The following is a 23370-nucleotide window of genomic DNA, read 5'->3' as shown; positions in this document are numbered from 1 at the left end:
GTCAGCGCTCGCTGTAGGTGTCGAGTCGAGAGCAGGCGACGGGGTGGATCGTGCCGACGTTGTCGGTCACGAAGCGTTGGTCGGCGAGGGCTTGGACGGGTGGTCCGTCACTGGACGCGTCGCCGATGATCTCGGTGACACCCGCGCCCGCGAGGATCATGCCTGCGGTGGTGATCAGCAGAAGGGCCGAGCGCTTCATGTCCCTCTCCCTTGTTTGGGGATGAGTTGGGAGACCCGAACGTTCGCCTTGTGCGGCGAACACGGTGGTGATCCGATGCTCATTAAGGGTTGGCTGACTATTTGCCAATGGAAGAAACGGTAATCGGTCACTTATGCCGAGGCAACCCGCAATTGTGCTGCCGCATTCCGGTTGGGCGGAGATTCAGCAGTTCGCGGGCCGGATTTGAATCCGAAGTTCACTGTCAGTTTTCCCGGTGCATGGTCGCCGCGAGGTGGTGGGTCAGTGGTTGCTCGACTGCCGCCATGCGCAGCGAGTACTCGAGGGTGTCGCCCGCGACGGTGATGGTGCGACCCAGTGCGGTCACCGATTTCGCGGTGCTGCTGAGGCCGATCGAGGTGGATTCGAGTTCCAGGCGCAGCTCGCCGCCCTCGGTCACCAGGCTGCCCTCGCAGATCTCGGTGATGCCGGTGGGATGGGCCAGGATGAGCTCGATGCGGTCGGGGCCGATCGCCCGCAGGTATCCGGTCTCGCTGTGCATGGGCCGGCTTCCGTCGGCGGCGCGGGTGCGCTGCCGGTAGGTGAGGAAGGGGCGGCCGACGTGGCCGAAGTGCACTTCCTCCAGGTACTCGAACGGCTCGATGGTCGGGTATTCGCCGCGGCCGCGGCCGCGCCAGGAGCCCAGCAGCGGGGCGAGGTGGGCGATATCGGGGTGTGGCGCGACGGTGGTTTCGGGTTCGAGCACGGCGGACAGCTTAGTAGGCCCGGCGCGTAGCTGCGCGAGGTCCACACGCCTGCGCGCCGACATTCCCGGATAGGGGTATTGATCTCAGCGGCGGCTGGCCCGGCGGTAGCCGTAGGCGGCGGGGATGGCGAACACGACGATCAGGCCGACGGTCCAGGCGAGTGTCTGCATGAGCGGGCCCGCCACGGGTCCGCCGTCGGCCAGCGCGCGCATGGTGTCGACGGCGACCGACATGGGCTGATCGCGGACCACGGGCTGAATCCACCGGGGGTAGGCCATGAGTGGCACGAATCCGGTGCTGAAGAACATGAGCAGTGACGACAGCAGTGCGACGGCCTCGACCAGGGTGGACTTGGCGGTGAACACGGCGATGGCGGTGATCATGGTGGCGAAGGCCAGCCCGAACAGCACCGGGATCCACAGGAAGGCGAAGGCCTGCAACGGTCCCTGCTGGAAGCGGAAGCCGAGCGCGGTGCCGAAGCAGATGATCACGACGGTTCCGGCGAAGATGCGGCAGCCTTCGGCGAGGATGCGCGCGGCGAGCCCGGACGCGCGGTGCACCGGCAGCACCCAGAAGCGGGACAGGATGCCCGCCTCGCGTTCCCGGCCGAGCATGACGCCGCTGGCCACGGTTCCGGACAGCGCGCCGACCAGGGTCACCATGGGGGTGGATCCGTACAGAGCGCTGTGGCCGGAGAACTTCTGGATCTGTGAGCCCACCACGATGTCGAGCATGAGCAGCAGCAGGCACGGCACGATGAGGGTTTCGAGCAGCGTGATGGGGTCGCGGACCCAGCGCAGCAGCAGTCGCTGGGTCTGAATCCAGGTGTGCCGCAGCAGGGCCGGGGCCGAGCCTTCGCCGAAGACGATCGTGTCGGCGAGTTCGGGGTGGTCGAGGGTGGCCATATCAGGACCTCTTCAGGTTCTGCCGGGCGATGAAGTAGCAGGCCAGCGCGATGGTGCCGACGAGCCACAGCAGCGGCGGCGTCATGAGAGACCAGGTCACCGGGTGGGCCTTGCCGAGGGTGTCGCCGCCCAGCGCGCGCAGCGCCTCGGCGTATTGGGACACCGGCTGGTTGCGGACGAAGAACTGGACCCAGTGCGGGAATTGGTGGGCGGGGGCGAGACCGGTGGAGAGCATGCCGAGGATGAGCGGCGGCAGTACCAGCACCTGGGTGGTGGCCTCGGGGCTGCGTGTGGCGGTGCCCATGGCGTCCGCGCCGAGGCAGAACGCGATGCCGATGGCCAGTCCGAGGGCCAGGAAGCCCAGGGTGTGCGCGGTGCCGTCGACGAAGCGGAACCCGATCACGTGGGTGCTGACGACGGCCGAGGCGAGCCCGATGAGCAGCCGGAACACATTGGAGGACATGCGCGCCGCGGCGGGGACGATCGGGTGCATGGGCATGGCGTCGAAGCGCCGGTCGAGGCCGGAGACCGCGTCGGTGGCGGCGCGGAAGGCGGCGGAGACCGCGGTGAAGGCGCACGCCTGCAGGATGACGATGGGCGCCATGAACTGCGCGTAGCTGCTGAATCCCAGTCCAGCGAAGGACATCACGCGGTTGAGCGGGATGTAGAAGCTGGCGGTGAAGGTGATGGGTGCCAGGACGGCGGTGATGATTTCGCCGGTTTTGACCGAGGGCACGATGAGCCGCACCGTCAGTACCCACCACTGGGCGAGGGTGGCGGGTGCGGCGCGGACGTTGGTGAGCCACCCGGCGGGTGCGGCCTCGACGGCGGTCATGCCCGGGTCCGATCCTCGGCGCTGAAGCGCCCGTCCGTCGTGCGGAACCGGACCGACGGCGAATCATCCTCGGCCTCTTCAGATTTGGCGATGTGCCCGGTGAGTTCGAGGAAGACGTCGTCGAGCGAGGGTCGGCGCAGCGCGATGTCGATGAGTTCCATTCCGGCCGTGTCGAGCCGGCGCAGCGCCTCGGCGAGCGTCTTGGCGCCTTCCGGTGCGGGGATGGCGATCCGGTCCGAATCTCCGGTCAGCGCTTCGCGATTGGCGGCGGGCAGCAGGTCGCCGAGAGCGCGGGCGATGGCGGGCAATTCCTCGATGCGCAGCGGCACGATCTCGCAGTAGCTGCCGCCGGTCCGGGCCTTGAGTTCGTCGGCGGTGCCGTCGGCGATGACCAGGCCGTGGTCGATGACGATGATGCGGTCGCAGAGCGCGTCGGCCTCTTCGAGGTACTGCGTGGTGAGCAGGGTGGTGATGCCGTGTTTGCGGAATCCGCCGACCAGGTCCCAGACGCCCTGGCGGCTGCGCGGATCCAGGCCGGTGGTCGGTTCGTCGAGGAAGACCACCTCGGGCCGCACCACGAGTCCGCACGCGATGTCGATGCGCCGCCGCATGCCGCCTGAGTAGGTGCCGACGCGGCGTCCGGCGGCCTGCACCAGGTCGAATTCCTCGACGAGTTCGTCGGCGCGGGCGCGGGCGGCGTGCTTGCGCAGGCCCATGAGGCGGCCGAACATGACGAGGTTCTCGTATCCGGACAGGGCGTCGTCGAGGGCGGCGAACTGCCCGGTCAGCATGATGGATCGGCGGACCGCGGCGGCGTCGGTGACGACGTCGTGCCCGGCGACCAGCGCGCGCCCGCTGTCGGGGGCGATGAGGGTGGACAGGATATTGACCGTGGTGGTCTTGCCCGCGCCATTGGGTCCGAGGATGCCGAGTACCTCGCCGGGCGCGGCCTTGAAGGTGATGCCGCGCAGCGCCCGGACCGTGCCGAAGGATTTCTCGACGTCTTCGACGACGACGCCGTCGACGCCGGTGTGCACGCTGCTCGGGGGTGCGGCCGTCTTGGTTTCCACGTTTGTTGTATCGGGTTTGGCACGGTCGGTGTTCACGGCGTCCCTCCCAGGTGTGCGTCGAGAATGCGTGCGATGGCCGCGAGCGCGTGCGGTGCGGTGAGTTCGTCGTGGCTGACGTCGATGTCGTGGTTGCTGATGGTCCCGGTGATCCAGGGTCGCCAGCCGGCGGGCCCGAAGATGTCGGAGGTGTGCACGGTGGCGCTGAAATACAGTGCGTCGCCGTGGAATACGGGCCGCTGGTAGCCGGTGCGGGTGGCGGCGGAGGCGTTGTAGGAGGCGGCCATGCGTTCCAGGGTCTGCGCGTCGACCAGGCTGACGCCGCCCATGTGGTCGCGAATCATGGCCGCGGCCTGTTCGGCGCTGGTGTCGGCGGGGATGCCGGTGATGCCGAAGACCGAGCCGAAGGTCGCGACGAAGGAGCCGGCGGTGAGCGTGTCGATACTGTCACCGTCGATATCGGTGCTGTCCGCGTCGAGCAGGGCCAGGGTGCCGACCTCGTCTCCGGTTGCCTCGAGCTGGGCGGCGATTGCGTGCGCGATCAGGCCGCCGAAGGACCATCCGAGCAGATGATAGGGGCCGCGCGGTTGCAGTCGGCGGATTTCGGCCACGTAGCGCGCGGCGAAGTCGGCGATGCTGCGGGCGTGCGGTTCGCCGGACAGGTCGGGGGCCTGCAGACCGTAGATGGGACGGCCGGGGTTCAGCGTGTCGGCGAAGCCGAGGTAGGTCCAGGCGATGCCGGAGGACGGATGGATACAGAACAGGGCGGGTTCGTCGCCGCCGGGCCGGATCGGCAGCACCACGTCCAGGCCGAGGCCCGGCGGCGAATCTGCCTTGCCGGCAGCGAGTTCGGCCGCGGCCTGCTGGTCGCGCAGATACTGCCGTTCGGCCTCGGCGGCGAGCTCGGCGGCCGGTGAGGTGGCGAAATAGGCTGCGGCGGTGAGCGCGTCGGTCCACAGGTGGGCCAGCATGGTGATCTCGTGGCGGGGCAGCAGGGTTTCGGGGAAGGTGAAGGCGGCCTGCAGGCGGTCCCCGACGACGACGGCATTGATCTCGATCTCGGCGGTGACGGGCACGTCGGCGTGCTCGGTGGCGTGCAGGTCGCCGAACTCGTCGGTGGGCAGCCAGCCGAGATCTTCGAGCCCGGCCGGAATGTCGGCGGTGGCGTAGCGGCCGAGGTAGTTGAAGCCGATGCGGCCGGGCACCCGGTCGGGCAGGTCGGCGGCGGTCCCGGGGTTGAGGTAGCGCAGCATGCCGTAGCCGATGCCCTTGTCCGGCACGGACATCAGCTGGTGTTTGACCGCCCGGATGGCCGCGCCCATGGCCGGGCCGCCGGCGAAGGCGTCGCGAATCGGGATGTCCGACAGGGCGAGTCGCACCGGGTACACGGTGGTGAACCAGCCGATGGTGCGGGACAGATCGGCTCCCGGAACGATTTCCTGCTGTCGCCCGTGCCCTTCGAGCCGGATCAGCACTGCCGCGCCGGGTTCCGTGCGCCAGCGCATGACGGCCAGCGTGAGCGCGGCCAGCAGGGTGTCCTCGACGGTACCGTCGAACAGCGCGGGCAGGGTGGTGAGCAGGGCGGTGGTGACGTCCGGGTCGAGCTCGACCTCGACGGTGCGGACGGCCGGCACCCGGTCGACGGCGGGATCGAGTGCGCGCGGCCCGATCGGCGGGTCGGGGGTGGCGGCGACCTCGCGCCAGTAATCCAGTTCGGCCGTGCGGGTTTCGCTTTGCGCGGCTTCTTCGAGCGAGTGCGCCCAGCGGCGCAGGGAGGTGCCGGTCTCCGGCAGGATCGGTGGCGTGTCCGCGCTGATCTGCGCCCAGGCGGCGATCAGGTCGGGAATGAGGATGCGCCAGGAAACACCGTCGATGACCAGGTGGTGGGCCACCAGGATGAGGTGACCGCGGCGGTCGGCGGGGCTGTCCGGCGCCGGGTCCAGCCACACCAGTTGCAGGACGGTCCCGGTGGCCGGGTCGAGGCGGCCGAGCGCGGAATCCAGTTCGGTGACCGCGTATTCACGCAGGTCGACCGCGTCGGCGGTGTCGAATTCGATGCGATGCAGGAGCGTGTCGACATCGACCGCGCCGGGTTCGCGGATGCTCATGCGCCAGTCGCCGTCCGTATAGGCGAGCTGGGCGCGCAGTGCGTCGTGGTGGTCCACGACGGCGGTGACGGTGGCGACGAGCTGGTCGCGCCCGATGCCCTGCGGCAGTTCCAGCACCGCGGTCTGCGCGAATCTGCGGTGGTCGCCGCCACGTTCGAGCATCCAGTGCACGATGGCGGTGAGCGGCAGCTCGCCGACTCCGCCGCCGGGCAGCTCCTCGAGGACAACGGTCTCGCCGGCTGCCGCCGCGAGCGCGGCCAGCGCCGCGACCGTGCGATGCTCGAAGATCTGCAATGGCGTGAGTTCGATGCCGCGCAGCCGGGCGCGGGAGACCAGCTGGATGGCGAGAATGCTGTCGCCGCCGAGGGCGAAGAACGAGTCGTGCACGCCGACCCGGTCGCGGCCGAGCAGTTCGGCGACGAGCTCGGCGAGCACGGCTTCCAGCTCGGTGCTCGGTGCCCGGTATTCGGTCGCGGCCTCGAACACCGGCGCCGGCAGCGCCTTGCGGTCGAGCTTGCCGACCGCATTGAGCGGGATGGCGTCGAGCGCCACGAATGCGGTCGGCACCATATAGCCGGGCAGCCGGTCGGCGGCGTGGGCGCGCAGGGCGGCCAGGTCGACCTCGCGCCCCGGCGCCGGCAGCACATACGCCGCGAGCGCGATGGCGCCGCCGGGTCCGGGAACACCCAGGGTGACGGCGAATTCGACGCCCTCGGCGGCGGACAGCGCGGCATCGATCTCGCCGAGTTCGATGCGCTGGCCGCGCACCTTGACCTGGAAGTCGGTGCGGCCCAGGTATTCCAGGCGCGGTTCGTCGAGGTAGCCGGTCCAGCGCACCAGATCGCCGGTGCGGTAGAGCCGTTCACCGGGCCGCCCATACGGGTCGGCGACGAAGCGGGCCGCGGTGAGGCCCGGGCGTGCGTGATAGCCGCGCGCCAGGGCCGGTCCGGCCAGGTACAGCTCCCCGGCCACGCCCATCGGCACCGGGCGCAGGCGGTCGTCGAGGACGAGGGTGCCCGCACCGCGGATCGGGGTGCCGATGGTGACCGGCTGCCCGGCGGTGAGGGGTTCGGAAGCCGTTGCCCAGATGGTGAATTCGGTGGGCCCGTAGAGGTTGATCAGCGTGCGCCCGCTCGACCACCGGGCCACCAGGTCCGGGCCGATGGCCTCGCCCGCCACGGCCAGCACCCGCACGCTGGATACCGCCTCCGGGTCCAGGGTCGCCAGCGCCGAGGGCGTGATGACCAGGTGCGTGACACCCTGCGCCGCAATGAGATCCGACAGCGCCTCGCCGCCGAAGACATCGGGCGGGGCGACCACGGCGGTGCCGCCGGAACCGAAGGCCATCAGCGCCTCGAAGGTCGAGGCGTCGAAACTCGGTGAGGCGACCTGGAGTACGCGGCAGTGCTCACCCAGGGCCAGCAGTTCCCGCTGGGCCCGCACCAGGTCGGCGATGCCGCGATGCGAGACGGAGACGCCCTTGGGTGTGCCGGTGGACCCGGAGGTGTAGATGAGCCATGCGGGCTGATCCGGGTACGTGGTCATGGCGCGAATCCGGCCCTGCCCCGGGGCGATCCGCACGCTGGAGGCGGCGGGATCGTCGAGCACCAGCCAGCCGATCGTGTCGGGCAGCAGCGCCCGGTGCGCGCTCGTGGTGAGCCCGAGCACCGCGCGCGAGTCGGTCAGCATGTGATCGATGCGGTCCAGCGGGTGACGCGGGTCGATGGGCAGGAAGGCCGCCCCGGCCTTGGCGCAGGCCCAGATCGCGGTGATCAGTTCGATGCCGCGCGAGAGGGCCAGCGCCACAATCGTTTCCGATCCCGCTCCGGCGGCCGAGAGCTGCATGGCGAGCCGCTGCGACGCGGTGTCCAGCTCGCGGTAGGACACCGCGCGCCCGTCGGCGATGACTGCCGGGCACATGCGGTGGGCGGTGGCGGCGGCCCGGAAAACCTGGGCGAGCGTGGTGATCCGGTCGTGCCCAGGGCCGCACAGCGGCACCAGCGCGGTCCGTTCGGCCGCATCGAGCAGGTCGATATCCGACAGCCGGACCTCGGGGTCGGCGGTGACGGCGGTGAGGATCCGCTGCCACCGGGTCACCAGGCGCGCGGCGGTGGCCTCGTCGAACAGGTCGGTGGCGAAGGTGAGCGTGCCGTCGAGTCCGGCTGCCTCGGTGCCGGGTAGCGGTGCGCGCAGATCGAAGGTCAGATCGAACTGCGAGGCATTCCGCTCGATGGGCTCGACCGCCACCCGCAGCCCGGGGAATTCGACGGTCGGCGGCTGGAAGTTCTGCAGCGACAACGACACCTGGAACAGCGGATGCTGTGCCGTTGACCGCGGCGGGTCCAGGACCTGCACCAGCCGCTCGAACGGCACCTCCGCGTGCGCGAAGGCATCCAGATCGGTGGCCCGCACCTGTGCCAGGAACTCCCGGAACCCCGTGGCGGGATCCACGGGTGTGCGCAGGGCGAGCGTATTGACGAACATGCCGACCAGGTCGTCGAGGGCCGCCTCGCCGCGCCCGGCCACGGCGGTCCCGATCAGAATGTCGGGCGTGCCGGACAGCCGCGACAGCAGCACCGCCAGCGCGGCATGCAGCACCATGAACAGGCTGGTGTCGGTCGCGGCCGCCAATTCGGTGAGCGCACCGTGCAATTCGGCGTCGAGCCGGAACTCCAGGTCCGTGCTCCGCAGGCTCTGCACCGCCGGTCGCGGCCGATCGGTCGGCAGCTCCAGCACGTCGGGCGTCGCCGCCAGCCGCTGCTGCCAATACCGAATCTGCTGTGCGGCACGCGATTCCGGATCCGCCTCGTCGCCCAGTAGTTCCCGCTGCCAGATCGAATAGTCGGCGTACTGAACCCGCAACGGCGGCCGCTCGGCCTCCGCACCACCGCGCGCGAGATACGCCGTCACCAAGTCGGTGGCCAGCGGTGCCATGGAGGCTCCGTCCGCACTGATGTGGTGCACCACCAGCACCACCACGTGCACCTCGGATGCGGTGCCGCCGGTGCGCTGTGCTCCGGCCGGGTCGATCAGCCGGAGCACGCGGACCCGCAGCGGGGCTTCGCGGGTGAGATCGAAGCCAGCCCCGGTGCTTTCGGCGATGGCCGCGCGCAGGTCCGGGCCGTCGTCGGTGTCCGCGACGCTGATCTGCGGCGCGGCCGCTTCGGCGCTGAGCACCACTTGGCGAGGGCCGTCGGCGTCGGCCGGGTAGATGGTGCGCAGCGATTCGTGACGGGCGACCACGTCGGCGACCGCCGAGCGCAGGGCCTCCATATCCAGTTCGCCGGTCAGACGCAGGGCCGCGGTGATGTTGTAGGCGGCGGAGGCCTGGTCCAAGCGGTTGAGGACCCACATCCGTTGTTGTGCGGGGGACAACGGGATTCGGTCCGGGCGGATGCGCGGGGCCAGCGCCGGCAGTCCGGGGGCCTCGGTGCCGGGGACGATGCGCGACGACAATTGCGCGACGGTGGGCGCGTCGAAGAGATCGCGCAGGGCGATGGTCGCGCCGAGGGCGGCGTTCACCCGGGCCACCACGCGGGTGGCGGTGAGCGAGTTGCCGCCGAGGTCGAAGAAGGAGCGGTCGATGCCGACGCGCTCGGCGTCGAGGACGTCGGCGAAGACCTGGGCGACGGCTGTTTCGACGGGGGTGCGCGGGGCCAGGTAGCGCTGGTCGAGGGTCGCGAAATCCGGTGCGGGCAGCGCATTCCGGTCGAGCTTGCCGACCGGGGTCAGCGGGACTTCGTCGAGTGCGATCAGGTAGCTCGGCACCATGTAGCCCGGCAGCGCGGCGGCGACGCGGGTGCGCAGCAGTTCGGTGTCGAGGGTGTGCCCGGCCGCGGCGACCACGTAGGAGACCAGCACTGTCTGCCCGCCCGGGCCGGGGCAGCCCAGGGTGGCGGCGTAGTCGACCTGCTCGTCGGCGGACAGCACCGCGTCGATCTCACCGAGTTCGATGCGCAGGCCGCGGATCTTGACCTGGAAGTCGCTGCGGCCCAGGTACTCCAGTTCCAGCTGTGCGCCGTCGGGTGTCTTGACCTCCACCCAGCGCACCATGTCGCCGGTGCGGTACATGCGCGCGCCGGGCGTGGTGTACGGATTGGCGACGAAACGGGCTGCGGTGAGTCCGAATCGGCTGAAGTAGCCGCGGGCCAGTGCGGGCCCGGCCAGATACAGCTCCCCGGTCACCCCGATGGGAACCGGCCGCAGCCAGCCGTCGAGCACCAGGGCGGCCGCGCCGCGAATGGGCGCGCCGATGGTGATCGGCTCCCCGGGCAGCAGCTCACCCGGACCGGTCGCCCACACGCTGAATTCGGTGGGGCCGTACAGGTTCACCATGCGCCGCCCGGCGGACCAGGCGGCCACCAGTTCGGGCCCGGCCGCCTCACCGGCCACCGACAGGCAGCCGAGTTCGCCGAGTCCCGCCGGATTCATGGTGGCCAGTACCGACGGCGTGATGACCGCGTGTGACACCCGTTCGGTGCGCAGCAGTTCCTCGAGTGCGCTGCCGCCGTACACATCCGGCGGCGAGATGACCAGCCGCCCGCCCGCGCCGTGCGCCATGAGCAATTCGTGCACCGAGGCGTCGAAGCTCGGCGAGGCCACCTGCAGGGTGCTGGAGGTCTCGTCCAGATCCAGCAGACTCTGTTGCGAGGCAACGAGATTGGCGAGGCCGCGATGGCTCAGCAGCACCGCCTTGGGCTTGCCGGTCGAGCCGGAGGTGTAGATGAGGTAGGCGGTCTGGGCGAGGTTGATGGGCCCGCCGCGTTCGTCGTCGGTGATGTGCGCGTCGGACACCGTCATGACCCGGCGGATGGTGTTGAGGTCGTCGAGCAGCAGCCAGTCGATGGTGCTGGGCAGGGTGTCGCCGACCGCGCACACCGTCACCCCGATGGGCGCGCGGGAGTCGCTCAGGATGTGCTCGATGCGCTCGACCGGATAGCTGGGGTCCAGCGGCAGGAACGCCGCCCCGGTCTTGGCCAGCGCCCACACCGCCACCACGGATTCCACCGATCGGGTCAGGGCCAGCACCACGAAACTCTCGCGGCCGACACCGCGCCGCAACAGGACTCGCGCGAAGCGGTTGGACCAGGTGTCGAGATCGCGGTAGGTCATGCTGAGGGCGCCGGAGCTGACGGCCATGCCCTCCGGGTTGGCGCGCGCGCCCGCGGCCAGGATGTCGGGCAGGGTGCGCAGGGGGGTGGGCGCGCCGCCGCGGACGGGCAGCAGCTGGGTGCGTTCGATCGGATCGCAGTGCTGCAGCTGCGCGGTCCGGCGTTCGGGATGGTCGGCGATCTGGTCGAGCAGCAGCACGAACCGGTCGAGCAGCCGGCGCGCGGCGGCCTCGGGCAGTTCGTCGGCCATGAATTTGACGGTGATGGTGAGGCTTTCGCTGCCGTCGGCGGCGCGCTGCGGGATCACCATGAGGTTCAGCGGGTACGGGGTGGCGTCGGTGCCGGACACGTCGATGATCCGCATGCCCGCGATATCCAGTGCACGCGAGAGGGTTTCGCGGTCGATGGGATAGGACTCGAAGACGGTGAGGGTGTCGAACAGCTCGGGCAGCCCGACCGTCCGGTGGATGGCGGCCAGCCCGACGTGCTGGTGGTCCAGCAGCCGCGCCTGCTCGGCCTGCACCCGGGCCAGCAGATCGCCCACGCGCTCACCGGGATCCAGCCGCACCCGCACCGGCAGGGTATTGATGAACAGCCCCACCATCTCCTCGACCCCGGCCAGCTGCGGCGGCCGCCCGGAGACGGTGCCGCCGAACACCACATCGGTGCGGCCGGTGAGCATGGTCAGCAGCAGCGCCCACGCGGCCTGCACGGCGGTGTTGACCGTGGCCCCGGCGGTGCGCACGGTGTCGGTGAGCCGTTCCAGTCGCGCCGCGGTGAATTCGGCCGAGACCATGCCGGATTCGGTCGAGGTGATGCCCGCGAGGGTGGGCACCGCGCGGGTCGGCGCGTCGACCCCGGCCAGCGCCTCGGTCCAGGCCGTCAGGGACGCGGCGTCGTCCTGCTGATCGAGCCAGGCCAGGAATTCGCGATACGAGTGTGCCGGAGCCGGCGCGATCTCGTGCCCGGTGACCGCGGCCAGGTACCCGGCCAGCAGCTCGCGCACCAGCAACGGTGTGGACCAGCCGTCCAGGGCCAGATGGTGATTGGTCATGAGCAGCGTGTACGCCTCGGGTTCGGTGCGCACGAGGCTGAAGCGCAGCAGCGGCGGCCGGGCGAGGTCGAAGCGGGTGCCCGCGTCCACGGCGATGAGCCGGGCCAGTTCCCGCTGCCGTTCGGCGGGTTCGTCGATGGTGGTGAGATCGATTTCCTGCCAGGGGATCTCGGCCTCGCCGAGCACCAGCTGCCGGGGGCCGTCGGTGGTCTCGACGTAGGCCACCCGCAGCACCTCGTGCCGAGCCGTCAGCGCCGCCGCTGCGGTGCGCAGCCGCCCGGCGTCGACCCGTCCGGCCAGCGACAGCCGGGTCTGGACGGTGTACCCGTCGGCGGTGTCGGAGTCGTAGCGGGCGTGGAAGAGCAGGCCGTACTGCAACGGCGACAGCGGCCAGACCTCGGTGAGGTCCGGATACTCCCGCTCCCAGGCGTCGATCTGCGCCTGATCCACCGTGACCAGCGGGAAGTCCGAGGGTGTGTGCCCGCCGGCTCCGGCGTGCCGGGCATGGGTCACCAGTGCGGTGACCGCCCGCCCCCACAGCCGCGCGAACTCCCGCACCTGCCCGGGAGTGAGCAGCCGCGACGCGTAGGCCCACGTCACCTCGAGGCCGGCGGCGGTGTGGAAGGCATTGATGTCGACGACCGCCGCCAGCGGTGCGCGATCGTCCTGGGTGGCGGCGAATCTGACCGGCACCCACGGGGTTTCTGCGCCGCCCGGATGCTCCACTCCCGCGCCCGTGCGGCCGAGATAGTTGAAACTGATCTGCGGCGTGGGCGAATCGTCGAGTCGGGCAGGTCCCGTACCGAGGTAGCGCAGCATGCCGAAGCCCACACCCTTGTCGGGAATCGCCCGCAGCTGCTCCTTCACCGCCTTCAGTGCCGCGCCCGCCGCGGGCCCGCCCCGGAAGGCGTCGTCGAGGTCGAGGTCGCCGAGGTCGAGCGCCACCGGGAACACGCTGGTGAACCAGCCGATGGTGCGCGAGATGTCCGCACCGGGCAGCACCGATTCCTCGCGCCCGTGCCCCTCGACGGTGAGCAGGGTCCGGGTGCTGTGCCGCCAGCGGCTCGCCGCCAGGGCCAGCGCGGTGAGCAGGGCGTCGTCGAGTCCGCAGTGGAAACGTGTCGGAATGAGTTCCTGTGCGGCCGTGGCGGTATCGCTGTCGATGACGGTCCGCAGCTGCCCCATGGTGGCCACGGTGTCCAGCTCCGGATCCAGGGCCCGGATGCCCAGCCGCGGGTCCGGTGTGGTGAGGATCCGCCGCCACTGTGGGATCTCGGCCGCGCGCGCCGGGGTCTGCTCGACCTGCCCGTGCGCCCAGCGCCGGAACGAGGTCCCCACCGGCGCGAGCGATCCGCCCGCCCAGGCCGTGGCCAGGTCCGGCAGCAGGATGCGCCACGATACGCCGTCGGTGACCAGGTGGTGCAGCACCACCCACAGCAGTGGCAGGGCGTCCTCGCGGTCGATGAGCACGAAGCGGGCCACGATCCCGGCGGCGGGATCCAGCAGGTCGGCCGCGCGCTGCAGTTCGTCCTCGCCGTCGCTGCCGGGTGCGGCGGTCACGGTTTCGATGAGGGCTCCGGCCTCGATCGTGCCGGGCGCGCCGACCCGCCACTCCCACGGGCTGCCGCAGTTCGCGGGCCGGTGGACGAGGGTGCTGCGCAACAGGTCGTGCCGGTCGAGCAGGGCCTGCACCGCGACCGTGAGCCGGGATCGGTCGGCCTCGCCGGAGGCGAAAGTGTCTTCAGCGCCGGAGGCGAAAGTGTCTTCAGCGCCGGAGACGACAACGTCTTCAGCGCGGGGGAGCGGAATCTGCACGGCCTGAGCGAATCTGGGCCAGGTCTCGCCCTGCTCGAGCATGGCGTGCACGATCGGCGTGAGCGGTACCGGCCCGACCGCGCCGCCGGGCAGCTCCTGGACCACCGGGGCGGTCACCTCGGTGGCGACGACGGCCAGCGCCGCGACCGTCTTGTGCTCGAACACATCCCGGGCGCGCAGCCCGAGTCCGGCCGCCTTGGCGCGCGCCACCAGCTGGATGGCCACGATGCTGTCGCCGCCGAGGGCGAAGAAATTGTCGTCCGCCGCAACCGATTCCACCCCGAGTACCGCGGCGAAGACCTCCGCGAGCACGCGTTCCCGCTCGGTGGCGGGCGCGCGACCGGCGCTGGGGCCGGACCCGAAGTCGGGTCTGGGCAGCGCGCGGCGATCCACCTTGCCCGCCGGGGTGAGCGGAAGCGAGTGCAGCACCATCACGACCGACGGCACCATGTGCGCCGGAAGCGACTGGGCCACCGTGGCTTTCACATCCTCCGGCGCGACCACCGAATCGGCCGCCAGCACGTAGGACACCAGCGCGGTCGCGCCGCCGGGCGTGGTCGCGCCCACCGTGACCGCCATCTCGACCCCCGGATACCGCGCCACCGCGGCGTCCACCTCGCCGAGTTCGATGCGGAAGCCGCGCACCTTCACCTGGGTGTCGCCGCGGCCCAGGTACTCCAGTTCCCAGCGGCCGCCGCGCCGGCGCCACCGCACCAGGTCGCCGGTGCGGTACATGCGCGCGCCCGGGCCGAACGGGCTGGCCACGAAACGCTCGGCGCTCAGGCCGATGCGCTGGTGGTAGCCGCGCGCCAGGCCCGGCCCGCACAAATACAGTTCACCCGTCACCCCCGGCGGCACCGGACGCAGCCACGGATCGAGCACCATCGCCCCCATGCCCTGCGAGGGCGCGCCGATCGTAATGGGATCGCCCGGGGCGAGTGGGGCGGACAGGGTCGCGGTGACGGTGGCCTCGGTCGGGCCGTAGCCATTGATGACGCACCGCCCGGCCCAGCGGACCGGCAGCTCGGGCGGGCAGGAGTCGCCGCCCACCACCACCGTGCGCATCCGCGGCAGCGTCTCCGGTTCCAGTGAACCCGCCACCGCCGGCGTCACATTCAGGTGGGTGACCTCCAGGTGCCGCAGCACCCGCGCCAGCTCCTCGCCCGCGTAGGCGGCCGGCGGCACCACGGCCACCGTCGCGCCGACCGCGAGGGCGACCAACAGCTCCTCCACCGAGATGTCGAAACTCGGCGAGACCGCATGCGCCACCACGGCATCCGAGCCGACGCCGAACGCGGCCCCGGAACCGGTGACCAGATTCGTCAGGCCGCGATGGGTGACCGCGACGCCCTTGGGCAGCCCGGTCGAGCCGGAGGTGTAGATGAGGTAGGCGACCTGGTCCAGGTGCAGGGGCGCGTGCCGGTCGGCGTCGGTGATCGGACCGGAATCGCTTGCGGCGATGAGCTTCTCGGTGGCCGGGTCGTCCAGCACCAGCCACTCGACCCGATCCGGCAGGGCCGGCCGGGAGCCCGTCATCGTCACGCCCGCGACCACGCCGCTGTCGGTGAGCATGTGCTCGATGCGGTCGATCGGATAGCCGGGGTCGACGGGCACGAACGCCGCGCCGGTCTGGGCGACCGCGCACATGGCCAGCACCGACTCCGCGGAACGCGGGATCGAGATCGCCACCGTTCGTTCCGGCCCGGCCCCCGCCGCGATCAGCACCCGGGCCAGCCGATCGGCGTACTCGGTGAGCTCGCGATAGGTGAACGCGGTCCCGTCCACCCGCAGGGCGATGGCCGACGGAGCCCGGCCCGCACCCGCCGCGAGGATCTCGGGCAGCGTGCGCGGTCGGGCGCCGCCACGGCCCTGCGCGGGCGCCAGCTCGGCGCGTTCCGTGTCGGAGAGCGCGGTCACCGCCGCCAGCGGCTGTTCGGCGCCCCCGGCCAGGAAGCGGTGCAGGAACTCCAGGAACCGCGCGTGCAGCACCGCGAGTTCGGGCCCGTCGTAGCGATTCGGATTGGCCTGGAAGTCGATGTGCGTGCGTTCCGCGCCGCCGCCCGGATAGACGTTCACGAACAGGTCGTCGATGAGGCCCGAGGTCAGCACGTGCAACTGCCCGGTGCACCCGCCCAGCCGGATCCGGGCGTCGGCGAGCATGAGATTGACCGTCGGGCCGAAGCCCGCCACCTCGTCCATGGCCCAGCCGAGGTCGCGGATGATGTCCTCCTGCCGGTACCGCTGGCGGCGCAGCGCGGCGGTGAGCTCACCCTGGGTGGCGCGGACGAGATCGCCGACCGTGGCGGTGGGGGAGGGCCGCAGCCGCAGCGGCACCACATTGGCGACCATGCCGCCGGAGCGGCGCAGGATGGCGGTGGTGCGGCCGGACACCGGCAGGCTCAGCACGATCTCGCCCGCCCCGGTCATGGCGCCGACATAGGCGGCGAAGGCGGCCACCACGACCGGCGCCGGACTGGTGGACAGGGCGGTGGTGAGCGAATCCAGCAGGGCCGCCGTGGATTCCGGCAGCGCACCGCTGAGCAGGCGGGGATGGGCGTCGACCGCGCCGGTGCGCCTGCCCAGCTGGGCCGGTTCGGGCAGGCCCGCCAGATGCGTGCGCCAGTACTCCCGGTCGGTTTGGAGCTTGTCCGAATTCCGGTATGCCGCATCGGCTTCCACGATGCGCTGCAACGGCTCGGCCCGGCCGGGCGGAATCTCGTGCCCGGCGGCGGCCTCGTTGTAGATCTCGGAGGTGCGCTGCAGCATGGTGAGCGCGCCGACGCCGTCGATCAGGATGTGGTGGAAGCGCGAGTACCAGTACCAGCGGTCCGGGCCCAGGCGCAGCATGGCGATCAGGCACAGCCGGTCGCGGGTCAGGTCCAGGGGCGCGGTGTACTCGGCGCGCATCCACGCCCGCGCGGCGGCCTCCGGATCGGGCGCGCCGCTCAGGTCGACGGTGTCGATCGGGTCGTCGAGCGTGGTGTCCACGAGCTGCCGGGGTAGCTCGTCGATTTCTATCAGGCGCAGGTAGCCGGTGCCGAACTCGCGCCCGGCGCGGCGGGCCGCGTCGGCGAGCAGCTCCACGTCGACGGGGCCGGTGAGCTCCACGTACTGGGCGATCGAGACGGGTGTGTCACCCGCGACCTGCTGGGCGAACCAGATACCGCGCTGGGCCGCCGAGAGGGCGAAGGCCGCGGACGAATCAGGGGTGGATACGGACAGGGTGCTGGAAACCATGCTCCTGAGGCATTCTGCGGGCGATGACGATTCGGTGCGGTCAGGCTGCAGCCTCTCGCGCCGGCTGCAGTTCCGCCTCGGTGAGCGGCGCGTCCGAGCCGGTGAGGTACTGCACCAGCGTGGAGCGGTCGTCGAGCACCAGCCAGCGGCTCGGATCGGTGATCAGCTCCCGGCCGTCCTTGGTGGTGATGCCGAAATCGGCACGGGCCACCGTGGTCCCGGTGGTGAGCGGCACCGGAATCGCGCCGGTCTTGGTGATGGCCAGACGAGACACCGCGGCCTCCAGCGGCGGGGTCTCCGCAATCGCGATGCGGGCCCCGGGGTGGGCTCCGAGCCGCAGCAGCATGCGCGCCAGGCGATTGCTCCAGCGATCCAGTTCGGCGTGGCTCAGTTCGCAGTCGGCGGCGGTCATCGCGATGGCGGCGGGCGATTCGACCGGCTTGCACATCGAACATCATCCTCTCGGAGGGGCGCTTGCGGTGGCGTTCGGTATGTATCAACTGTCGCCGCCGCGCGCCGTGTCCGATACCGACCACAGTGCTACCGGAACCCGCTCCGAGGGTGCGGGTGTACCCACCCTGGGGTGGGCGGAAGATCAGCCTCCCAGGTCGTCCATGGTCTGGCAGATCATGGTGATGGAGTCGCGCGGGCTCAGCGCCATGGCCCTGAGCTGGTCGAACATGACGCCGTACCGGCGCACCTCCGGGTGACCCTCGATGAGCTCGTCACTGGCGATGCCCTCCACGTAGACCAGCTCCGGGTCCGCGGGGTCCGGGAAGTCCAGCAGCGTGAAGGAGCCCAGCATGCCCGGGTGCGCGCCGGCGTCGAAGGGCAGGATCTGCAGGATCACATTGCGTTTCTCGGTGTGTTCCAGCAGCAGGGTGAACTGCTGGAACATCACCTCCGGGCCGCCCACCAGCCGGCGGATGACGGCCTCGTCCAGCACCACCCACAGCTCCAGCGGATCGTCCTTGGTGAGTACCTTGGCCCGCTCCTGGCGCGCCCGGATGCGTTGCTCGATAACCTGATCCGAGATCTTGGGCATGGTGGTCTGGTAGACCGCGTTCGCGTACGCCTCGGTCTGCAGCAGGCCGGGGATATAGGTGGACTGGAAGAACCGAGCCGAGAGCGCCTCGGCTTCGAAGTTGATGTAGGCGCCGTAGACCTCCGACACCGCATCCTCGAAAGACCGTGCCATGCCTGGGCGGAGCGCATCCACCAGCAACTGCAAGGCATCTGAACGTTGCGGCTCGCCGATGCCGTAGAGGTCCAGCATGGCCGTCAGGGTGCGGCGCTGGGGTCTGGCCTGAGCGGTTTCGATGCGGTAGAGGGTGGTCACGTTGATGCCGGTCTTGGCGCTGACCACTTCTTTGCTGAGCTGCACGTTCTCGCGCATCTCGTGCAGCATCGCGGCGAGTCGCCGCAAACGGACGGTTAGCACGGTGCGCTTGCCTGCCATGACAACCCTTTCCCTTGTCGCACTTGCTAGAACGCAGTATTGCGTTCTTGCATTTGTAAGAGCATGATCCAGCTAGCCTATTCGTGAACAACCGATCCGATGACCGGTATAGCTGAATCCGGAGACCAATCATGTTGGTGCGATTAGTGATGCTGTCGGGTGCGTATAGGGAGTCTCGATGACCATGTCGATAGCCGGCGTCCTGCCGACCGCTCCGCAATTGCTCTGTGCCTTCCAGGGGAGGCGATTTCAAGATCGAGTATTGCTACGGTCGGCGCACGCCCTCGCCGAACTGCACGAACGTCGAGGCCAGATACGGGATCCCATGATGGTCAGCGAGATCGATTGTCGCCGCAGCGAACTCGTTGACGATATCAACGATTGGGTGGAACAGGAACTGCCGCAACACCGCAACGGCGCCACGCTGCACACCGAGAGCCTGGGCGCGGTCGTCGACCGCATGGCCAGGAGCTGGGTGAAGGCCAATCAGGTGATCGATCACGAGGGCGCGGCCAGTGATAACACCCATAAACACTGGTACCATCTGGCCGAACTGGTGGACGGCTACACTGATCTCGTAATCGACGTGGCCGGTGGCCGCCGCCGTTTACCAGAACAATGATTCCAAATGCATTGACACAATTGAGGTATTGCTAACGAATCGTTGATCATCAGCGGTGACGTCAGCCGAGTCGTGCTATCGGACAATAGCTCGCTCGAACCGTAGGACGTCGCCCGCCCGAGACGGCGGGCGCAACGGGGCGCCCCGCCCGGCGTGCCGCGCGGTCGACTGGCGCGGCACGCCCGCCCTGGATAAATCGCGGAGCGCTCAAAAACCATCCGAGCGGTATTTATTCACGCCATGTTTCATTCACATGGCGGCGGATTCACAAAAGTGCGGGTGTAATACAGCATTTCACAATACGAGGGAGGGAGTTCGTCATGAACACGGGCGAGAGCACGGCCACCGAGTTCTACCGGCGGGCCCAGGACGGCACGTTCCGCCTGGAGGTGGGGGCGGCGCGCACCTGCGCCGCACACTTCCTGCGGTTCGCGGACGCACTGGACCCGCAAATCGAGCGCAGCCACGATACTCACACCCTCACCGGCTTCGGGGATTTCGACTCCGCCCACCAACTCCGGCGCGGCTTCGAACGCAAGGGCCGCCAGCTCACCGAGGCCCTGACCGCCCTGCGGCACTCCGCCCTCGACATGGCCGCCGCCTACCTGCTGGCCGCGGGCCTGATCGACGCCACCGACGCCACCTACTCCCGCACCCTCCTGGCCGCCACCGCCGGCCTCTGAAACTTCGGGTCTTGTTGATCCCTCGCCCGGAGAAGGTTGGGCCGGTATCCGCCAAACGGGTACCGGCCCAATTCTTGTCGTCCGGACCCGGCGCTGTCGGTGGACGGCCAACCCGTTCGGCCGCGGCCGATCTCATCCGTTTCCGGAGAACGCCACCGTCGTCCCCACCCCGATGATCATCGCGCCGCCGGTGGCCCCCACCGCCTCCAGCCGCCGCGGTGAGCGCACGAACCACTCACGCGCCGACGCCGCACCGAGCGCCCACACCACATCCGAAAGCACCTGCAGCACTGGGAAGATCGCCCCCAATATCAGGAACTGCACCGGCAGCCACCCGTTCGCGGGCACCGCGAACTGCGGCAGCACCGCCGCGAAGAACACCACCGTCTTCGGATTCGTCGCCCCCACCACGAACCCCTGCCACACCACCCGCCGCTCCGCCCCGTCCGGCACTCCCGCCCGCAAGCTCTCCCCGAGCTTCCGTCGCCCCCGAATCGCCATGCCCCCCAACCAGATCAGATACACCGCCCCCGCAATTTTCACCACCAGAAACAACATCGCCCAGGCCATCAGCAACGCCCCCAACCCCACCGCCGCCCCCACCAAACACACCACCGTCCCGGCCCCCGTCCCCACCACCGACAACACCGCAGCCCGCCGCCCCAACACCAACGCCCGCCCCACCGCGAACATCACATTGGGCCCCGGAATCACAATCAGGATCACCGCCGCCACCCCGAATGCCACCACATGCGACCAAGGCACCATCCCCCCAGGGTAACGGCCCGCAACGGCTGTGAGCGCCGAAAACCGTTGTCCCGCTGATGATCTATCCGCCGAGTCTCATCGATTGAAATGGGTTGGGGTCAGCGGGTTTTCCAGTAGTTGTCGGGGCCTACCAGGTTGAGGATGGTGCGGGAGGGGGCCTCCAGGTTGGGTTCGAGGGAGGAGTCGACTGCGAGGTTGATGTAGAGGGAGTAGGACTCGTAGAGGTAGCGGTATTCCTGGCTGCCCCAGCTGGAGTAGGTGGCCTTGAAGAGGGTGTCGGTGTTGGCCTGGCAGACGCTGGAGCCGACGCCCTGGGTGGGGCACCAGACGTCCCAGATCTGGTCCTGGCCCTTGAGGCCGTTGTAGAGGGTTTGGGCCTCGGTGTTGGAGGGGAAGGCGAAGACCTCGATGGAGGTCAGGATCTTCTCGGACGCGTCGAGGTAGACGCCGGTCATCATCTGCTGGCAGTTGTTGTTCTGCAGCGCCGTCTTCACGTTCTGCGACATGTTGCTGGAGACGCAGTCCTTGGGGCCGAAGGAGTGACGGGTGAACACCACGCCCTTGCTGTCGGTGAAGCTCTGCGGCAGCAGGGCGTCCGCGGTGAACGGGGTCTTGTCGGTGGACTGCTTGTTGAGGGTGTTCTTGTCGAAGCCCGCGGTGGTGCTGGTCGGCGGGGCCGTCGTGGTCGTGGTGATGGTCGTCGTCGAGGTGCCCGAGGCCGAGTTCTTGTTGGAGTCCTTGCGGGTGAGCACCACCGCGCCCACCGCGATGGCGATGACCAGCACCACCAGCAGGACCCCGAGGATCACCTTGAGCGCCGTGTTCGCCGAATTGGGCTGCGGTGCAGTCGGATACGCCGCCGGCTGCTGCGGTGTGGACCAACCGGTCGGTGAGCCCGGGGTGGCCGGCGAACCGAACGCCACCGTCGGTGTGGCGGGCGCACTGGCCGGCTGCCCGGCGTGCCGATCCAGCACCGCCAGCGCCTCGGGCACATAGTTCGCGCCGTCGGGCGTCAGATACACCGCACGCAGCGTGTCGCTCCACTCCGTCGCGGAGGGCCGGGCGTCCCGCCCGAATCCGCCATTGCCGAAGGCCCGGTCGAACAGCGCCCGCACCCGCGGATCGAGATCGGCGGGCACCCCGGACGGCTGCCACGGCGCACCGGGCGCCCCCACCGCCCCGGCATCCGGCAGCAGCGTCCGATACACCAGCACCGCCAGGTCGTACCGATCCTTGAACCGGTCGTAGGCCGCGTCGATCGGCGTCAACCCGGCGGTGTCGATGAGGTACGCCAGCGGCGCGGCCGGCTGCCACAGCACGTTCTTGGCGGACAGGTCCCCGTGCACGAATTGCCGATCCTCGAGCAGTCGCACGATATCGCTCAGCCGGATCGCCAGTCCGGCCCGGAAATACGACGCCACCTGCCCGGGCGCGGCCCACAGCTGATCGAGCGTGCGCGGCCGCCCGTCCGGCTGCAGGAAGTCCATGGGAATCAACGGCAGCACGGTCCCGGCCAGCACCCCCTCGCGCAGCACCAGGTCGATCGGCCAGTTCACCGCCTCGGCGGCGTCCCCGGTGGATCCGCCCGCGGCCTCGGCGGTGAGGACGGTCTGCCGCCCGGAGAGCATGGCCTGCCGAGCCGATTCGATGGCGTCGGGACCGGTGACCGGAGTCCGGTACAGCTTGTAGAGCCTCTGCTGCCCGCGCGGATCCCGGCACAGATACTGCACCGACCGGCTGCCCGCGGCATAGAACGGTTCGCCGTCCACGTCATAGGAATCACCGGACAACCCTGCGACAACCACCATCGAACTAACCCCCGCCCGAGCAGTTAACTCCGACAACGCGAACGACTCCGACAACGCGGCGAGCCTATCGGTTCAACTGTCCGCCACGCCCGGCAATAAACGCAAGACACCGCTGACCGTCCCCTCATTCGCGGTCAGCGGTGTGGTGCGGTCGACCCGAAAGCTGACCCGGCAGTCAGCGCAGCGCCGCACGACCTTTCAAGCGGCCCAGGATCACCAGGGCGAGGAGGGTGACCAGCACCAGCAGCGTGGTACTGGCCGCGGCATCGAAGACCGCGCCGCGGTCGGTGGCCGCGAAGATGGACACCGGCAGGGTTTTCCAGGTCGCGGGGTAGACCATGATGGTCGCCCCCAGCTCACCCATGGACAGTGCGATGGCCAGCCCCGCCGCCGCGCCGAGCGCGGGCAGCAGCAGCGGCAGCGTGATCCCGAACAGGACCCGCGCCGGTCCGGCGCCGAGCGATTCGGCGGCCTGCCGGTAGCCGGGGTCGAGCCGGTCCAGCGCCGCGGAGACCCCGCTGAAGGCGTAGGCCAGCACGAGCACCGTATGCGCCAGGATCACGATCCATTTGGTCCCGCCCAGCAGCAGCGGCCGCTCGTTGAAGGCGATGAGCACGCCCAGGCCGATCGCCACCGACGGCACCGCTACCGGCACGTGGAACACCGCGTCGGTGATCCGCCGCAGCCACCCGGGCGCCTCCACCGACGCCAGCGCCGCCCAGGTGCCCAGCGCCAGCGAGAGCAGTCCCGCCAGTAGCGCGGTCTGCAGGCTCACCGACAGGCTGGCGGACTCCTCGCCCGACAGCGCCCGGGAGAAGTTCGCGAACCCCAGATGCGAGGGCAGCGGCCCGTTCCAGCGTCCGGCCAGTGCCGCCGCCACCACGGTCGCGATGGGCGCGACGAACACCACGGCGACCACGACCCCGAACACGGCGAGCACCGCGGCCCGTCCGCGCCTGGTCCACACCAGCATG

General features: G+C 69.9%; 13 protein-coding genes. 2 read left to right on the top strand and 11 right to left on the bottom strand.

Translation table 11 applies throughout. The annotated features are described in order from the left end of the window. Position 1: 1 nt before the first annotated feature. The 8 genes from ACIRRA_RS28800 to ACIRRA_RS28765 all read right to left on the bottom strand — a co-directional run bounded on the left by ACIRRA_RS28800 (position 2) and on the right by ACIRRA_RS28765 (position 18515). Entirely contained in the window at positions 2–199 is a 198-nt protein-coding gene (locus ACIRRA_RS28800) for a hypothetical protein (protein WP_402774371.1), read from the bottom strand. A 223-nt stretch (positions 200–422) separates the two neighbouring features. Beyond that, positions 423–986, bottom strand: a complete 564-nt coding sequence (locus tag ACIRRA_RS28795; protein ID WP_402774368.1) for a peroxynitrite isomerase — start codon at positions 984–986, stop codon at positions 423–425. A gap of 21 nt (positions 987–1007) precedes the next feature. Further along, positions 1008–1829, bottom strand: coding sequence for an ABC transporter permease (locus ACIRRA_RS28790; protein WP_402774366.1), 822 nt, complete (start codon positions 1827–1829; stop codon positions 1008–1010). A gap of 1 nt (position 1830) precedes the next feature. Beyond that, positions 1831–2664: an antibiotic transporter gene (locus ACIRRA_RS28785; protein WP_402774364.1), complete on the bottom strand. Its 834-nt coding sequence runs from the start codon at positions 2662–2664 to the stop codon at positions 1831–1833. After that, complete coding sequence (locus ACIRRA_RS28780; RefSeq protein ID WP_402774537.1) at positions 2661–3701, bottom strand: ATP-binding cassette domain-containing protein; 1041 nt, start codon at positions 3699–3701, stop codon at positions 2661–2663. Before ACIRRA_RS28780 ends, ACIRRA_RS28785 begins: the two co-directional genes overlap by 4 nt. 65 nt (positions 3702–3766) lie before the next feature. Beyond that, entirely contained in the window at positions 3767–17056 is a 13290-nt protein-coding gene (locus ACIRRA_RS28775) for an amino acid adenylation domain-containing protein (RefSeq protein WP_402774361.1), read from the bottom strand. A gap of 40 nt (positions 17057–17096) precedes the next feature. Further along, positions 17097–17504: an AMP-binding protein gene (locus tag ACIRRA_RS28770; RefSeq protein ID WP_402774358.1), complete on the bottom strand. Its 408-nt coding sequence runs from the start codon at positions 17502–17504 to the stop codon at positions 17097–17099. Between the two features lie 147 nt (positions 17505–17651). Next, positions 17652–18515 (bottom strand): helix-turn-helix domain-containing protein, encoded by an 864-nt coding sequence (locus tag ACIRRA_RS28765; protein WP_402774355.1) that lies wholly within the window; start codon positions 18513–18515, stop codon positions 17652–17654. A gap of 262 nt (positions 18516–18777) precedes the next feature. On the opposite strand from ACIRRA_RS28765, the gene ACIRRA_RS28760 reads away from it, so the two are divergent. Both ACIRRA_RS28760 and ACIRRA_RS28755 read left to right on the top strand, forming a co-directional pair. Next, positions 18778–19137: a DUF4254 domain-containing protein gene (locus ACIRRA_RS28760; protein ID WP_402774535.1), complete on the top strand. Its 360-nt coding sequence runs from the start codon at positions 18778–18780 to the stop codon at positions 19135–19137. 320 nt (positions 19138–19457) lie between these two features. Next, positions 19458–19820, top strand: a complete 363-nt coding sequence (locus ACIRRA_RS28755; protein ID WP_402774352.1) for a hypothetical protein — start codon at positions 19458–19460, stop codon at positions 19818–19820. Positions 19821–19952: 132 nt separating this feature from the next. On the opposite strand, the gene ACIRRA_RS28750 is transcribed toward ACIRRA_RS28755, so the two are convergent. The 3 genes from ACIRRA_RS28750 to ACIRRA_RS28740 form a co-directional block, all read right to left on the bottom strand. Further along, the gene (locus ACIRRA_RS28750) at positions 19953–20588 is read right to left on the bottom strand and encodes a LysE family translocator (protein ID WP_402774349.1); all 636 of its coding nucleotides are present in this window, start codon (positions 20586–20588) and stop codon (positions 19953–19955) included. Between the two features lie 98 nt (positions 20589–20686). Then, positions 20687–22396: a hypothetical protein gene (locus ACIRRA_RS28745; RefSeq protein WP_402774346.1), complete on the bottom strand. Its 1710-nt coding sequence runs from the start codon at positions 22394–22396 to the stop codon at positions 20687–20689. 175 nt (positions 22397–22571) lie between these two features. Beyond that, positions 22572–23369: an ABC transporter permease subunit gene (locus ACIRRA_RS28740; protein ID WP_402774344.1), complete on the bottom strand. Its 798-nt coding sequence runs from the start codon at positions 23367–23369 to the stop codon at positions 22572–22574. Position 23370: the final 1 nt, after the last annotated feature.

Origin of the sequence: Nocardia sp. NPDC101769 (genome assembly GCF_044766925.1) — a bacterium.
GTDB lineage: Bacteria > Actinomycetota > Actinomycetes > Mycobacteriales > Mycobacteriaceae > Nocardia.
Note: the sequence above shows the minus strand (reverse complement) of the source record. Positions and strands in the feature narration are given on the sequence as shown.